Below are 14,052 nucleotides of genomic sequence, written 5' to 3' on the forward strand. Positions count from 1 at the left end.
CCCGGCGGTGATCGTTGTAGGAGCGGGTTTACCCGCGAAGAGGCCGGCCCTGCCTACCACCGCATCCGTACCCCAAGGCTGCCAATCAACCCGTTCAGGTCATTGTCATCCACATCACTGCTGTAATCGGCGCTGACGAACATGGCCACCGAAGGCGTCACCCGCGCCACCAACCCCAACCCTAACTCCACGGTAGTCGAGTAGCGCGAGCTGGAAATCTTGTCGACCTGGTCCAGCTTCACCTCATCGGCATTGCTGAAGTCATACCACACGTTGGTCCGCACATAGGGTTCGATGGGCATGCCGCGCACTTCGTAGCGCCCGGACAACTTGGCACCGACCCGGCCGCTCCAGCTCGGCTGGCTGTCGAAGGCTTGCAAGGTCTCCTCCTGCACCTGGTTGCCAGGGAAGAACTGCTGGTTGATCAACTGTGCCTGGGGTTCGATGACCCAGTTGCCACCCAGGCGGATCGGGTAACCGCCCTCTACCGAGAAGGTCATTGCATGGCCACTGTCGTCCAGGCGCTGGCCGTTTTCGCCACGGCCCATCACGTCGATCCGCGAGCCCATGGCCACGGCATCCAGGTGCCAACCCTGTTCATGGGTCATGCTCCAGTACACCCCCAGGCTTTCTCCGCTCAAGTTCACCGCTTTGCGCTGCTTGTCGCCCAGCAGAGGGCGCATGCCTTTGAAGCTGCTTTGCAGGTTGTTGTGCCCCACGAAAATCCCTGCGCGGTGCACATCGCCCGCTGCAGTTTCACGCACGAACAGGTCCGGGCCGATCATCAGTTGCTGGCTGGGCGCTTCCAGCTGTGCCGGGGGCAGCGCGCGGCCGCGCGCACTGGTGGGGAAGAACTGCGCCCATTGACTGGCAATCAGGTCGGGTGGCGCCTGCCGGTGGCGTTCGCTCATTTGCTGCGAAAACGCATTGAGGGTGCCGAGACTCAACCCGCTGGCACTGAGCGGGTCGAGCGACAGTTGCGCCGCTAAAGGTTGCTGCAGAAAGCCGGGGGAGGTGGGGTCACCCTGCAGTTCGTACGCGATCGTTTCCACCGGGGTTGCCAGAAGCAGCGACGTGGAAACCGCGTAGAAAATGCTGTCGAAGCGCAAGGGGTTCGAGGTGCTTTTCATGGCGGATCTCCTTTGTTTTTGTGGTGCAGCCCGAGAAATCTGGCCTGTTGTCACGAGCTGTACGGCAAAAACAGTGGGCGACCCAAACCAGTACGCCAGTTATCGCAAACGCGCACGAAGGCGCGAGCTAGAGGCCCGGCGCAAGTTTTTTACAGCTTGGTATTGTTCAGCTAAGGAGAGGTCGCCGCTTGCGTCAAGAAAGCGTGAAGGAAGTGTTCAAGGTACGTCGTAACGCTCAACCTGTTGTTTTATTGGTAAAAACAGCAGGGTATAGCGGGGATCGCTATTTGCTTTGCCGTGGCTATGAAGAATGATTGCTAAAGCCGCACTTCAACTGCCAGCGGCAGGTGATCTGACAGGTGCGACCAAGGTTTGTGCCCCAGAATCCGCGGCCCATGGCTTTCGGCATTACGCAGGTAAATGCGGTCCAGTCGCAGCAGTGGCAGGCGGGCAGGATAGGTGCGGGCGAGGTGGCCGTGGTGGCGTTCGAAGGCTTCGTGCAAGTCACGTTGCAGGCCAAGGGTGCGGTTGCCGTGGCTTTTCCAGTCGTTGAAGTCGCCGGCGATGATCACCGGGGCGTTGGCCGGCAGGGCGTCCAGCAGTTTACGCAGCAACTGCAGCTGCTTTTGCCGGTGGCTTTCCAGCAGCGACAGGTGCACGCAGACCGCATGCACCTGGCCTTGCCCCGGTACCTCCAGCACACAGTGCAACAGGCCGCGGCGTTCGGGGCCGGTGATCGACACGTCCAGGTTGCGGTGCTCGATGATCGGGTATTTGGACAGCAGCGCATTGCCGTGGTGGCCGTCAGGGTAGACCGCATTGCGGCCGTAGGCAAAGTCGCTCCACATGCTGTCGGCGAGGAATTCATACTGCGAGGTCTGTGGCCAGCCGGGGTAGCGCGCGGCGTGGCGGTCGTGGCTGCCGAGCACTTCCTGAAGGAAGACAATGTCGGCCTGGGTGCTGCGCACGGCCTCGCGCAGCTCTGGCAAGATAAAGCGCCGGTTGAAGGCGGTGAAGCCCTTGTGGGTGTTCACCGTCAGTACCCGCAGGCGTTTCACGGCTGGGGCCTGGCTGACGCTGGCGAAACCATTACTGCCGGCTTCGAGGCTCACAAATCCTCCTGAAGTTAACCCTGCCTTACTGTCGCCGCTAAAACCTGTGGCAGCGGGCAAACCCGCTCCCACAGGTATGGCGTAGCGATCAAAACGTAAGACCTGCCTGGGTTATCACGGTTCACTCCTCGTCGCGCTGCAACACCATCAGCAGCATCGACCGGCCCTTCACCTCGAAGGTACTGTCGAATTGCAGGTGCTGCCCCTTGCGCAACTCCGGCCGGTCGGTATCGACCAAGCAGCTCCAGTAATCGCCTTCGGGCACGGCCGGCAGCTTGAATGGCACCACGTCATGGTGGGCATTGACGATCAGCAGCACGGTGGCCTCGGCACCTGGCCGGGCGATACCGCTGACCTGTGCCCGACCATCTATCAGCATGCCCAGGCAACGCCCGTGTGGGTCTTCCCATTGCTCAACACTCATCTCGTTGCCATCGGGTGCCAGCCAGGTCACGTCCTTGACCCCAATTGCCTCATTGTAGTCACCCACCAGGAAGCGTGAGCGGCGCAGCACCGGGTAGGCCAGGCGCAGACGCGTCAGGCGCTTGACGAAGGCCAGCAGCTCCTGGCCTTCCTCGTCCAGGTCCCAGTTCACCCAGCCGATCTCGCTGTCCTGGCAGTAGGCATTGTTGTTGCCGTGCTGGGTGCGGCTGAACTCGTCGCCGGCAACGATCATTGGCGTGCCCTGGGCCAGCAGCAGGGTGGCGAAGTAGTTGCGCATCTGGCGCATGCGCAGGGCATTGATCCCCGGGTCGTCGGTCGGCCCTTCGACGCCGCAGTTCCAGGACAGGTTGTTGTCGGTGCCGTCCTGGTTGTTTTCGTCATTGTCTTCGTTGTGCTTGTGGTTGTAGGACACCAGGTCGCGCAGGGTGAAACCATCGTGGGCGGTGATGAAGTTGACCGAGGAATAGGGCCGGCGCCCGCGGTTGTTGAACATGTCGCCCGAGGCGGTCAAGCGGGCGGCAAAATCGGCCAACTGGCCTTCGTCGCCTTTCCAGAAGGCGCGTGCGGTATCGCGGAAGCGGTCGTTCCATTCCGCCCAGCCCGGGGCGAAGTTGCCCACCTGGTAGCCGCCGGGGCCGCAGTCCCATGGTTCGGCAATCAGCTTGACCTGGCTCAGCATCGGGTCCTGGCGGCAGGCGACCAGGAAGCCATGACGCTCGCTGTAGCCATCGTGGTAACGGCCAAGGATGGTCGCCAGGTCAAAGCGAAAGCCATCCACGTGCATTTCGCCGGCCCAGTAGCGAAGCGAGTCGGTGACCAACTGCAGCACGCAGGGGTGGCTCAGGTCCAGGGTGTTGCCGGTGCCGGAGTCGTTGATGTAGTAGCGCTTGTCGTCCGGCATCAGGCGGTAGTACGAGGCGTTGTCGATGCCGCGCATCGACAGGGTCGGGCCGCGCTCGTTGCCTTCGGCGGTGTGGTTGTAGACCACGTCCAGGATCACCTCGAGCCCGGCGTCGTGCAGGTGCGCGACCATCTCCTTGAACTCGGCGATCTTGCCGCTGGCCAGGTAGCGCGGGTGCGGGGCGAAAAACGCGATGCTGTTGTAGCCCCAGTAGTTGTTCAGCCCTTTGTCCAGCAGGTGCTGGTCGTTGACGAAGGCGTGAATCGGCAGCAGCTCGATGCTCGACACGCCAAGGTCCTTGATGTGCTTGAGCAACTCGTCGTTGGCCAGGCCGGCGAAGGTGCCGCGCAGTTCTTCAGGCACAGCCGGGTGGCGCATGCTGATGCCGCGGGCATGCGCTTCATAAATGATCGTGCGCTCCCATGGGATCTGCACGCGCTGGTCGCGGCCCCAGGTGAACGCCGGGTCGATGACCTTGCATTTGGGCACGAAAGGCGCGCTGTCGCGCTCGTCGAACGACAGGTCACCGTCCGGGTGGCCGATGGTGTAGCCGAACAGTGCCTCGGACCATTTCAGGCTGCCGACCAGTTGCTTGGCATACGGGTCGATCAGCAGTTTGTTGGGGTTGAAGCGGTGGCCGTTTTCCGGCTCGTAGGGGCCGTACACCCGGTAGCCATAGACCAGGCCGGGGTGAGCGTCGGGGAGGTAGCCATGGTAGATCTCATCGGTGTATTCGGGCAGCTCTATGCGCTCGATTTCCTGCTCGCCCGTGGAGTCGAACAGGCACAGCTCGACCTTGGTGGCGTTGGCCGAGAAGAGGGCGAAGTTGACCCCAAGGCCATCCCAGGTGGCGCCGAGGGGGAAGGGCATGCCTTCGCGGATGCGCGATGGTGCGACCGAGCGGGTTTTCTTTGGGGTGCGGGGGCTCATGACGATCCTCGAGTGGCCGTGATGGAGGGGGATTTGGGCTGTCCGGCATGGCCTCTTCGCGGGTAAACCCGCTCCTACAGGTCATCACAGGTGCCTGTAGGAGCGGGTTTACCCGCGAAGAGGCCAGGACAGGCTTAACCGGCAGTAGGCTTTTTTACCGCCCGGGGCTTTTTCGCTGCAGCGGGTTTAACCCCCGGCAGGGCAGCCGCCTTGGGTTCTGCAGGCGCCTTCGGCTTGGCCGCTGCTTTCTTGCGCGGGGCTGCCTTGGGCGCCAGTGCTTCGGCCTCGGCCAGCTTGCGGGCCATTTCCCAGTGGCGCTCTTCCTCCCCTACGGGCTTACCTTCGGATTCCCAGATCTGGTAGGCAAATTCGCGAATACGCTTTTCATCGACACTCATCATGACGCTCCTGATGCTCAAGATTGTTGTATCAACACGTTGACCGGAAACTCCGCCAGCACGGCGCTCAACAGCAACTCCTTTGAAGAGCTGACCGCCGCACAGGCGAAAAGTCCCGTCGAGTTGGCAGGTGACAAGGCAAACGGCAATACCAGCCGGGTGTCGTCCCAGTTCTGTGCCGGGATCAACGGTGTAGCGGCACCTCCGAGCAGGCCGCTGGCCAGGCGCGGGGCGACGACGATGGCGTGCTCGCCGTCTCCCAGGCGAGCAAAGGCAATGACCTTGTCAGCGTGCCGGCCCTGTACGGTCAGTGGCAGGTAGGCACCGCGGCGGAACAGCTCGGCGTGGGCCTGGCGGCAGTCCAGCACCCGCGCGATCAAGGCCTGTTTGACGCGGCCGTCGCGCCAGTGCGCCAGCAGCTCGGCTGCCGGCGTGGCGTCGTCCAGCGTGCGACGCCTCGATGCGTAGTCCACGGCGCGGCGGTTGTCCGGGTCGACCAGGCTGAAGTCCCAGTATTCGTTACCCTGGTACAGGTCGGGCACACCGGGTGTGGTCATGCGCAACAGGGCCTGGACCAAGCCGTTGAGTGCGCCGGGGCAGGCCAGCAGCTGCGCCGCGTCGGCCAGCGACTTGCGCAGTTGCTGGTTCTCGCTGTCCAGCAGCAGGCCGTCGAGGTAATGAGCACAGGCGCCTTCGTAGGCCTCGTTCGGTGCACTCCAGCTACTGCGCAGCTTGGCCTCGCGCAGGGCCTTCTGCTGCCACTGGCGAACACGCTCGGCGTATTGGCGCAGGGCATTGTCGTCGTTCAGGTCGAGGTCCAAGGGCCAACTGCCGAGCAGGGTTTGTAGCAGCATCAACTCGTCGCCGGGGCTGGGTGCCAGCCCGTCGTCCAACTGCGCACGCAGGGGGGCGGCCAGCTCACGCCAGTGTTCCACCCGGCTGGCCAGCCACGTGCCGCGCTCGCTGAGTACGGCCAGGCGTGCACGCGTGTCTTCGCCGCGCTTGTGGTCGTGGGTGGCGGTGGTCAGCAGGTTGTCGGGGAAATCGCGCAGGCGCCGATGGGCCTCGTTGTGGAAATGCATTGGGGGGGCGCTGAAGCGCTCGGCCTCGAAACCCACGTCGTTACGCGACAGCAGCCGCGCGCTGCGGTAGAAGGCGGTGTCTTCCACGGCTTTGGCGGCGCTGGGCGCAGTCAGTTGCTGGAAGCGCACGCAGGCGTGGCGCAGTTGCTTGCGGGCGCGCCCCGGTGGCAGGTGCCGCCAGGCTTGCCCGCCCAGCCACCGTTCAAGTTGGTCCAGTAGCGGCCAGTCAGCTTCGGCAAGGTCTTGCCGGGCATTGGTCAGGGCCTGCTGGAAGAACGTTTCGTCCTGCGCCGGGCGCCCGCAGGCATTGAAGTAGGTTCGGTAAACCGGGTAATGCGCCACCAACGCCTGCAAGGCCCGGCGAATCGCGCCCAGGGTCAGGTCACGGGTCATCAGGTCGTTGCGCGCCACCTGCAACAGTGCCTGGGCCACCGACTCGCAGTCACCGGCCAGGCTGGCGTTGAGCACCAGGTGACGGGCCTGGCGCACTTCTTCAGGGAAGTCCGGGCGCTCGCTGACGTTGCTCCACAGTTCGCTCAGCGGCGCTTCGCCGGCCGGATCATGCTGCAGCAGTGATACCTGGTTCATGAACTCGTAGCCGGTGGTGCCGTCGGTAAGCCAGTCGCGGTGCAGGTGCTCGTCGGCACCCAGGATCTTTTCCACGTACAGGGGGAAGTGCTCCAGCCCTGCATTCAGCGGCCGCCGCGCCAGCAGGCCATCAACCCGCCGGCGCAGTTTGCGGCAGTAGCCACGCGGGTCGGCAAGGCCGTCGATATGGTCGATGCGCAGGCCGTCCACCAGGCCGCGCTCGATGAGTTCGAACAGCTTGGCATGGGTGGCTTCGAACACCACGGCGCGCTCCACGCGCAGGCCGCCCAGCTCGTTGATGTCGAAGAAACGCCGCCAGTTGATGTCGTCGGCGGCGGTGCGCCAGCTGGCCAGGCGGTAGGTCTGGCGCTCCAGCAGCAGGTGCAGGCGCTTGAAACCGGCCTCGCTGCGGCTGTCGAAGGCCACCAGGGCCGATTCGAGGTCGGCACCTTCGCGCACCAGGCGTGCCAGTTCGGCTTGGAGCGGCAGGCTATCGGCCAGCGGGTTGGCCGAGTCGCCCAAAGCAGTGAAGCGTTCGGCCAGCACCTTGAGCGCAGGCTCTGGGCTGAGCGCGAGAATCCAGCCGTAATCGACCGGGCAGATCGGGAAACGATGCGCGTAATGGGCCACTTGCAGCAGCCCCTGCTGTTTGTCGAACTGCAGCGGTATCTCACCCTTCTTGAGCGCCACGCCGTAGTCGCTGCCGAGGAACGGCAACAGCAGTTGCCCGGCCAGCAGTGGGTCGCTGGAGTGCCACTGGATGTCGAAGAACGCTGCATACGGGCTGCGCCGTCCCCAGGCCAGCAGGCTTTGCCACCAAGGGTTGTCGGCACCGCCCACGGCCATGTGGTTGGACACCGTGTCGAGGATCAGCCCCATGCCATGCTGGCGCAGGGCGGCAACCAGGCGCACCAGCGCGGCCTCGCCGCCCAGCTCCGGGTTGACGCAGGTAGGATCGACCACGTCGTAGCCATGGCGCGAGCCAGCGCGGGCCTTGAGGATGGGCGAGGCATACAGGTGGCTGATGCCCAGCTGGGCGAAATACGGCACCAGCGGCACGGCGTGATCGAGGGTGAAGTCGCTGTGAAATTGCAGGCGCAGGGTCGCGGTCAGTGGCTTCATCGGTCACGCTCCCACGCCTGTTCGCGGGCCTGGGCCAGCAGCTCCAGGCGCCGTGCGGCGTCCTCATCGTCGAGCAGTTCGCGTACTGGAAGGGCAAAGCGCCGCCGCCAGTTGGGATGGCCATTGGTGGTGCCCGGCAAGTTGGGTTGCTCGTCGCAGCCCAGCAGGTCTTCCAGCGGTACCAGCACCAGCGGCGCACGGGTATGGCCAACGAAGCGGATGGCCGCATCGATCAGCGCGTCGTTGTCCTTCAGTTCGCCGTAGTTGGCCTCCAGGATGCGGCGCAGGCCGTCGCGTTCTTTCTGACGCTCGTGTCGCCAGTGCAATTCGGCAGCAGCATCAATCAGTTGCAAGCGGTGTCTCCAGTCGATGTCGCGGTTTGCCAGCCAGCCGGCCAGTGGCGCCAGGTCGTGGGTGCCGGTTGTGGCCAGGGCATTGTCTGGCCAGTCGAGAATCGGCTTGAACTGGCCCGGCTGGGTCTGCTCGAACGGCAGCACGCGCATGCCCAGCACCGCCTTCTCGGCCAGCTTTTCACGCAGGCTGTCGGGCACGGTGCCCAGGTCTTCGCCGAGGATGATCGCCTGGTGACGCACCGACTCCAGCGCCAGCAGGCGCAACAGGTCGTCTAGCGGGTAATCGAGGTAGGCGCCTTCGCTGGGTTTGGCCCCCTGCGGGATCAGCCATAGCCGGCGCAGGCCCATCACATGGTCGATGCGCAGGCCGCCAGCGTGGGCGAGGTTGGCCCGCAGCATCTCGATGAAGGCGCGATAGCCATTGCGCTTGAGGCCCTCGGGCGAGAAGGCGCAAATGCCCCAGTCTTGCCCGACGTGGTTGAGGATGTCGGGCGGCGCGCCCACGCTCAGGCCGGCCAGCAGTTCGTCCTGGCGGCTCCAGGCCTGGCTGCCGGCACCGTCGGCGCCCACCGCCAGGTCGGCGATCAGGCCCACGGCCATGCCATTGCTGCGGGCCGCTTCGTGGGCACGTTGCAGGCCACGTTCGGTCAGCCACTGGCAGAACGCGTGGAACTCGACCTTGGCCGGGTAGGCATTGGCTAAAGCCTCCACTTCCGGGTGGTAGGGGTCATGCCAGGCTTTGGGCCAGTTGCGCCAGTCGGCACCGAGGCCGTGCTCCACCGCCTGGGCCTGCAGCACCTCGAAGCGGCAGTGGTGCTCCAGCGTCTGGCCGCCGGCTTCGCGGAAGCTGTCAAAATCAGTGCGTAGTGGGTGGTCGCCTTGGCTGAAGCCTTGATAAAGCGCTTCAAGCAAACGCAGCCGGGCGCTGGCGGCGCGTGGCCAGTCGACCAGAGGGCGCTGCTCCAGCTCTTCGAGTTGTTGCTCCAGCCCGCAGGCTTCGATGGCCATGCGCACCTCCCGTTCACCCAGCAGGGCTGCGGGGCTGGTGTACAGGGTGTTGAGCAGCAGGCGACTGGAAGGTGAGTAGGGGCTGTAGTGTTCCTGGTCGATGGCCGACAGGGCGTGAATCGGGCTGATAGCCAAGGCATCGGCGCCGCGCTCGGCGGCCGAGCGGGCCAACTGCTCCAGCGCCAGGCAGTCGCCGTAGCCACCATCGCCGGGGCGGCGCAGGCTGTACAGCTGCACTGCCAGGCCCCAGTAGCGTGGTGGCGGCTGTTGCACCTTGTCTTCCAGGCTGTGGCAGCGTGTTGGCGCCACCGCCACGGTGAAGCGGCGGCTGTCGATTTCCACCTGGTGATAGCCGATGGGCAGCTCGCCGGGCAGGCGCGCCTGGTCATCGAGGCTGAGGGTGACCGAGGTGTGATCTTCCAGGGTGCAGTGGGCCACGCTGGCGGCACTGAAGTAGCGCGCCAGCGCTAGCGGCTGGCCTAGGTCGGCGGTCAGCAAAGGCGGCAGGTGTTCGCTGTCTTCGGCGGTTTCCACCGCACGCAGGCTGGCGGCAACGGCCGCGTCATCGCCGGCCGGGTGGCCAAGGCCTTCGAGGACGTTGCGCAGCACGTCGTCGCTGACACGCTGGGGCCTGGCATTGGCGTCAATCCAGTCGCGGTTCAGCCCGACGCTGGTTGCCAGACGGTGCAGGGCGGTTTCGCTCATGGGCGCTCCTGGGCAGGGGGAAGCAGGCTGACCACGCAGCTGTAGGCAGCCAGGTGGGTATCCGGGTGGCGGGTGTCGCTGCTGTCGAACAGCCGTGTGGTTGGCGCGGGCAGTTCGACTGCCTGCGGGGTGTCGGCCAGGTTCAGGTCGATGCGCAATGTGTTGCCATTGCCCAGCCGCCAGCGCGCGGTCAGCGCTTTGTCTGCGTGCACCTCGGCGCCCAGCGCACGGCTGCCGGGCAAGTGCGGGATGACGTGGCGGCGGCGCAGGTCGAGCAGTTGCTGGTAAAGGCCGTGCCAGCCGGCGATCACCGCCTTGTTTTGCGGGCGTGAGGAGGCGAACGTCTGTTCGGCGTTGGGGTCGGGAATGTGCTCACGCTGCGTGGGGTCGGCGAACGCGGTGAAATGGGCGAACTCGCCACGACGGCCTTCGCGGACCGCGTCGGCCAACGCGTCATGGAAGTCGGTAAAGAACAGGAACGGCTGGCAGCTGCCGGCTTCGTCGCCCATGAACAGCAGCGGAATCATGGGGGCCAGCAGCAACAGGCCGGTGGCTGCACGCAAAGCTGGCGCGGGGCATAGGCGGGTCAGGCGCTCACCCAGCGCGCGGTTGCCGACCTGGTCGTGGTTCTGCAGGAACAGCACGAAGGCGCTGGGCGGCAAATGCCCGCTGGGTTCGCCGCGTGGTTTGCCATGCCGGTTGGCCTGGCCCTGGAACACGAAACCTTCGCCAAGGCACCGGGCCAGTTGGTCGATAGGGCGATGCTGGTAGTCGGCGTAGTAACCTTCGGTTTCACCGGTCAGCAGCACGTGCAGGGCATTGTGGCCGTCGTCGTTCCACTGGGCATCGTAACCCTGTTCCAGCAGGCCTGCCTGGTTGTGCTCGTTCTCCAGCACCAGCCACACGTGCCGGCCCGGTTCTACGGCGGCGCGTACCCGTTGGGCCAGTTCGATCAGGAAATCGGGCTGGTCGATGGCATGCACGGCATCCAGGCGCAGGCCGTCGCAGCGGTAGTCGCACAGCCACATCAGGGCATTCTGGATAAAGTACTCGCGCACCTGCGGGCGGCGAAAATCGATGGCCGCGCCCCACGGTGTCTGCCGGTCTTCACGGAAGAACGGGCTGGCGTACTGGTGCAGGTAATTGCCGTCAGGTCCGAAGTGGTTGTACACCACATCGACCAGCACCATCAGCCCGTGGCCGTGGGCCTGGTCGACCAGTGCGCACAGCTGCTCGGGGCTGCCGTAGGTGTTCTGTGGGGCGTAAGGGAGTACGCCGTCGTAGCCCCAGTTGCGTTCGCCGGGGAACTGCCCCAGCGGCATCAGCTCGATCGCGCTGATGCCCAGTTCGGCCAGGCGCTGCAGGTGCCGGGCAACCCCGGCGTACCCCCCGAGCAGGCCGACATGCACCTCCTGGATCACGGCCTCATGCCAAGGCCGGCCCAGCCACGGGTGTTGCCAGGCATAACCGGTCACATCCACTACCTGGCTCGGCCCGTGTACGCCGTCGGGCTGGTAGCGCGAGGCCGGGTCGGCCACCTGCAGCTCACCGTCGATACGGTAGTGGTAACGGTCACCGGCCTGGCATGGCGCCACGCCGCTGTACCAACCCTCATCATCCGGCAGCAGTTCGATGGCCGGCTGCCGCTCCAGTTCCACGCTCACGCTGCGCGCATCCGGCGCCCAGAGGGCGAAGCGCGCCGACGTGGCGTCCAGCAAGTGTGCGCCATGTCTGTGCATCTTCCGACCCCCGCTCAGTAGTGGCTCAGTTGTGTCTGCTTGACCAGGTCCTCGTACAGGCGGGCATAGGGTTCAACCGCCTGGCACCAGTTGAACGGCTGGGTCATCGACAGGCAGCGCATGGCGTTCAGCAGGTCCTTCTTGCCGTAAACATAGAAGGCGCGGCTGAGTGCCTCGCGGTAGCTCTCGACGGTGGACTCGTTGAACAGGAAGCCCGTCACGCCGCACTCGATGGTGTCGGCCAGGCCACCGGTATTGCGTGCTACCGGCAGCGAGCCGAAGCGTTGCGCGTACATCTGGCTAAGGCCGCACGGCTCATACCGAGACGGCATCAGCAGGAAATCGCTGCCGGCGAACATGCGCCGGGCATCGGTTTCATTGAAACCAATACGCACGCCGATGCGGCCCGGGTGACGCAGTGCCAGCTCGCGCATGGCCTGTTCTTCTTCCGGCTCGCCGCGGCCGATGATCGCAATCTGCCCGCCTTGCTCGACGATGTAGTCGGCCACGCCCAGGGTCAGGTCCAGGCCCTTTTGATAGACCAGCCGCGACACCACGGCGAATAGTGGGCCTTCGGAATCGTCCAGGCCGAACAGCTCGCGCACCTCCTGGGTGTTACGCGCTTTGCCCTCCCAGTCATTGATGCTGAAGTTGTGTTGCAGGTGCTTGTCGGTGGCCGAGTCCCAGCTTTCGTCGATGCCGTTGGGGATGCCACCGAGCAGGCCTTGCTGGGCCTTGCTGGCGAGGAAACCGTCCAGGCCGCAGCCGAATTCCGGGGTGGTGATTTCCCGGGCATAGGTGGCGCTGACTGTGGTGATGTGGCTGGAGTAGGCCAGGCCGGCCTTGAGGAACGACAGCTTGCCGTAGAACTCCATGCCTTCTTGCTGCATGGCATGTTCGGGTATCGCCAGCTCCGGGCTGCAACCGCGGCTGTACACACCTTGGTACGCCAGGTTGTGGATGGTGAACAGCGTGGGCGTATTCAGGCCGCGCCAGTGCATGTAGGCGGGGGCCAGGCCGGCGGGCCAGTCATGCGCGTGCACCACTTCCGGCGTCCAGTGGATCTTGCCTTCGCCGGCAGCGATTTCGGCGGCAGCCAGGCCCAGGCGGGCGAAGCGGATGTGGTTGTCGGGCCAGTCGCGGCCATTGTTGGCACCATAGGGTGTGCCGTCGCGCTGGTACAGTTCGGGGCAGATCAACACATAGATGACCAGGCCGTCGGCCATGTCCATGCGCCCGATCTTGCAGGGCGGCAGGGCCGCATGGCCGCCCAGTTCACCCACGATATGTATAGGGTTGTCGCTTTCCATCACCTGGCGGTAGCCGGGGATAAGTACCCGCACATCGTGCAGGTGCGCCAGGGCACGGGGCAGGGCAGCGGACACATCACCCAGGCCACCGGTTTTCACCAGATCAGCGATTTCCGAGGTCACGAACAGAATCTTGCGCATGTTCGGGTTTTGCTGGCGCTGGGCGCCGGGTGCCTTGCCTGTCGTGGCGAAGTCCGGGGTGAGCGGCTCGCGGTTATCCGGTTTGAAAGCGTCTACGTGAGGCTCGACAGCGGCACTGATCATACTTCTCTCCGTCCCTATGCTTGGTCGGGTGCTGGCACCCGTGGCGATGTTTCGTGCTGGTTCTCTCTAGTTTGAATCTGCTTAGTGCGTTCCATGCCCCAGGGTCGTGCGCGCAGGCACTACGCGATCAGCATTCCGGCCGAAGGCGCTTGGACTGGTTGGGGTGTGTGGGCCGAGGATCGGGAATAGCCCGATGCGTCTGGCCTACTTATGTTCATGACCTGCCGGGTTTCCTGAAAGTTCGACTTTTTTGGGGTCACTCTTCCATTGAGCAAATGGCGGGCCGAAAACTGAGTGTAGGAGAGAAAGTGCTAAAAAGGTGACCCACTGGTCACTATTGTTATGTGCGCAATAGACGCAAACGTTGGCGTTTGTGAGGGGTTGTGAAACGGGGTGGGCGAGTGTGGGGCAGAGGGGTTTCGAGCTGCGCCAAATTGTGGCTCGTTACGCGCAATGCACCTTTTGGGTGCGTAGGCGTAAGCGTGGCTTTAGGCTGCGAAGAGGCGGGTATGGGCGCAGGATTCTGCTTCAGTGCCGGCCCTTTTTGGGCACAAAGCCGCTTCGGTTGCCCGATAGGGTTCAAAGACGGTGACTGGATTCAGGATCGGGTGGGAGCCATGCAGCCCCCACAGGCGAAAAAGGAATCGATCAGAGGCTGACCGCTTTATCGCCAGCGCGTTGCTGCGCCAACAGCAGGTTCAGTTGGGCAACCTGCTGACGCAGCTGGTCACGTTCGTCCTTCAGTTTACGCAGCTCATCACGGCGCACAGAGACATAGAGGGTCTGGGGTGGGGTTGCTGGCATCAATGTACCCATGAGCACACCTCGCGGTTTTGGCTGGTGACAAGTCAAAGCGTAGACGCTTCACGCGGGGCGCATTCTGAATTCTTTCACCGGGCTTGGGAACTTTTTTGTTTATTGTGGTCTTGCCGTTCGTCGCTGAACCCTCGGGCGGCATGCTGGACT

10 protein-coding genes are annotated in these 14,052 nt (G+C 64.3%); 1 reads left to right on the forward strand and 9 read right to left on the reverse strand.

Translation table 11 applies throughout. The features are described 5' to 3' along the window. Window positions 1-53: 53 nt before the first annotated feature. Entirely contained in the window at window positions 54-1,130 is a 1,077-nt protein-coding gene (locus tag I8746_RS11485) for an autotransporter outer membrane beta-barrel domain-containing protein (protein ID WP_012051794.1), read from the reverse strand. A gap of 188 nt (window positions 1,131-1,318) precedes the next feature. Between I8746_RS11485 and I8746_RS27170 the strand changes: the two genes are divergently transcribed. Further along, a complete protein-coding gene (locus tag I8746_RS27170) occupies window positions 1,319-1,444 on the forward strand; it encodes a hypothetical protein (protein ID WP_256596039.1) in 126 nt (41 codons plus the stop codon). A gap of 3 nt (window positions 1,445-1,447) precedes the next feature. On the opposite strand, the gene I8746_RS11490 is transcribed toward I8746_RS27170, so the two are convergent. The 8 genes from I8746_RS11490 to I8746_RS11525 form a co-directional block, all read right to left on the reverse strand. Then, window positions 1,448-2,242: an endonuclease/exonuclease/phosphatase family protein gene (locus tag I8746_RS11490; RefSeq protein WP_003251297.1), complete on the reverse strand. Its 795-nt coding sequence runs from the start codon at window positions 2,240-2,242 to the stop codon at window positions 1,448-1,450. A 121-nt stretch (window positions 2,243-2,363) separates the two neighbouring features. After that, window positions 2,364-4,517 (reverse strand): glycogen debranching protein GlgX, encoded by a 2,154-nt coding sequence (gene glgX / locus I8746_RS11495; protein ID WP_088512498.1) that lies wholly within the window; start codon window positions 4,515-4,517, stop codon window positions 2,364-2,366. 134 nt (window positions 4,518-4,651) lie between these two features. Further along, window positions 4,652-4,918: a DUF2934 domain-containing protein gene (locus I8746_RS11500; RefSeq protein ID WP_012051796.1), complete on the reverse strand. Its 267-nt coding sequence runs from the start codon at window positions 4,916-4,918 to the stop codon at window positions 4,652-4,654. 14 nt (window positions 4,919-4,932) lie between these two features. After that, window positions 4,933-7,707: a malto-oligosyltrehalose synthase gene (locus tag I8746_RS11505; protein WP_012051797.1), complete on the reverse strand. Its 2,775-nt coding sequence runs from the start codon at window positions 7,705-7,707 to the stop codon at window positions 4,933-4,935. Next, window positions 7,704-9,773 (reverse strand): 4-alpha-glucanotransferase, encoded by a 2,070-nt coding sequence (gene malQ, locus I8746_RS11510; RefSeq protein ID WP_012051798.1) that lies wholly within the window; start codon window positions 9,771-9,773, stop codon window positions 7,704-7,706. Before malQ ends, I8746_RS11505 begins: the two co-directional genes overlap by 4 nt. Beyond that, window positions 9,770-11,512 (reverse strand): malto-oligosyltrehalose trehalohydrolase, encoded by a 1,743-nt coding sequence (gene treZ / locus I8746_RS11515; RefSeq protein ID WP_012051799.1) that lies wholly within the window; start codon window positions 11,510-11,512, stop codon window positions 9,770-9,772. Before treZ ends, malQ begins: the two co-directional genes overlap by 4 nt. A gap of 14 nt (window positions 11,513-11,526) precedes the next feature. Further along, entirely contained in the window at window positions 11,527-13,086 is a 1,560-nt protein-coding gene (gene glgA / locus I8746_RS11520; RefSeq protein ID WP_012051800.1) for a glycogen synthase GlgA, read from the reverse strand. 648 nt (window positions 13,087-13,734) lie between these two features. Then, window positions 13,735-13,902, reverse strand: coding sequence for a DUF6026 family protein (locus I8746_RS11525; protein ID WP_003251280.1), 168 nt, complete (start codon window positions 13,900-13,902; stop codon window positions 13,735-13,737). Between the last annotated feature and the right edge of the window lie 150 nt (window positions 13,903-14,052).

It is taken from the genome of Pseudomonas sp. USTB-Z, from assembly GCF_019691255.1.
Classification (GTDB): Bacteria; Pseudomonadota; Gammaproteobacteria; order Pseudomonadales; family Pseudomonadaceae; genus Aquipseudomonas; species Aquipseudomonas alloputida.

Bases quoted from the DNA above. Each gene is read 5' to 3' on its own strand.
- I8746_RS11485 (WP_012051794.1), bottom strand. From the start codon at position 1,130: ATGAAAAGCACCTCGAACCCCTTGCGCTTCGACAGCATTTTCTACGCG.
- glgX (WP_088512498.1), bottom strand. From the start codon at position 4,517: ATGAGCCCCCGCACCCCAAAGAAAACCCGCTCGGTCGCACCATCGCGC.
- I8746_RS11500 (WP_012051796.1), bottom strand. From the start codon at position 4,918: ATGATGAGTGTCGATGAAAAGCGTATTCGCGAATTTGCCTACCAGATC.
- I8746_RS11505 (WP_012051797.1), bottom strand. From the start codon at position 7,707: ATGAAGCCACTGACCGCGACCCTGCGCCTGCAATTTCACAGCGACTTC.
- malQ (WP_012051798.1), bottom strand. From the start codon at position 9,773: ATGAGCGAAACCGCCCTGCACCGTCTGGCAACCAGCGTCGGGCTGAAC.
- treZ (WP_012051799.1), bottom strand. From the start codon at position 11,512: ATGCACAGACATGGCGCACACTTGCTGGACGCCACGTCGGCGCGCTTC.
- glgA (WP_012051800.1), bottom strand. From the start codon at position 13,086: ATGATCAGTGCCGCTGTCGAGCCTCACGTAGACGCTTTCAAACCGGAT.
- I8746_RS11525 (WP_003251280.1), bottom strand. From the start codon at position 13,902: ATGGGTACATTGATGCCAGCAACCCCACCCCAGACCCTCTATGTCTCT.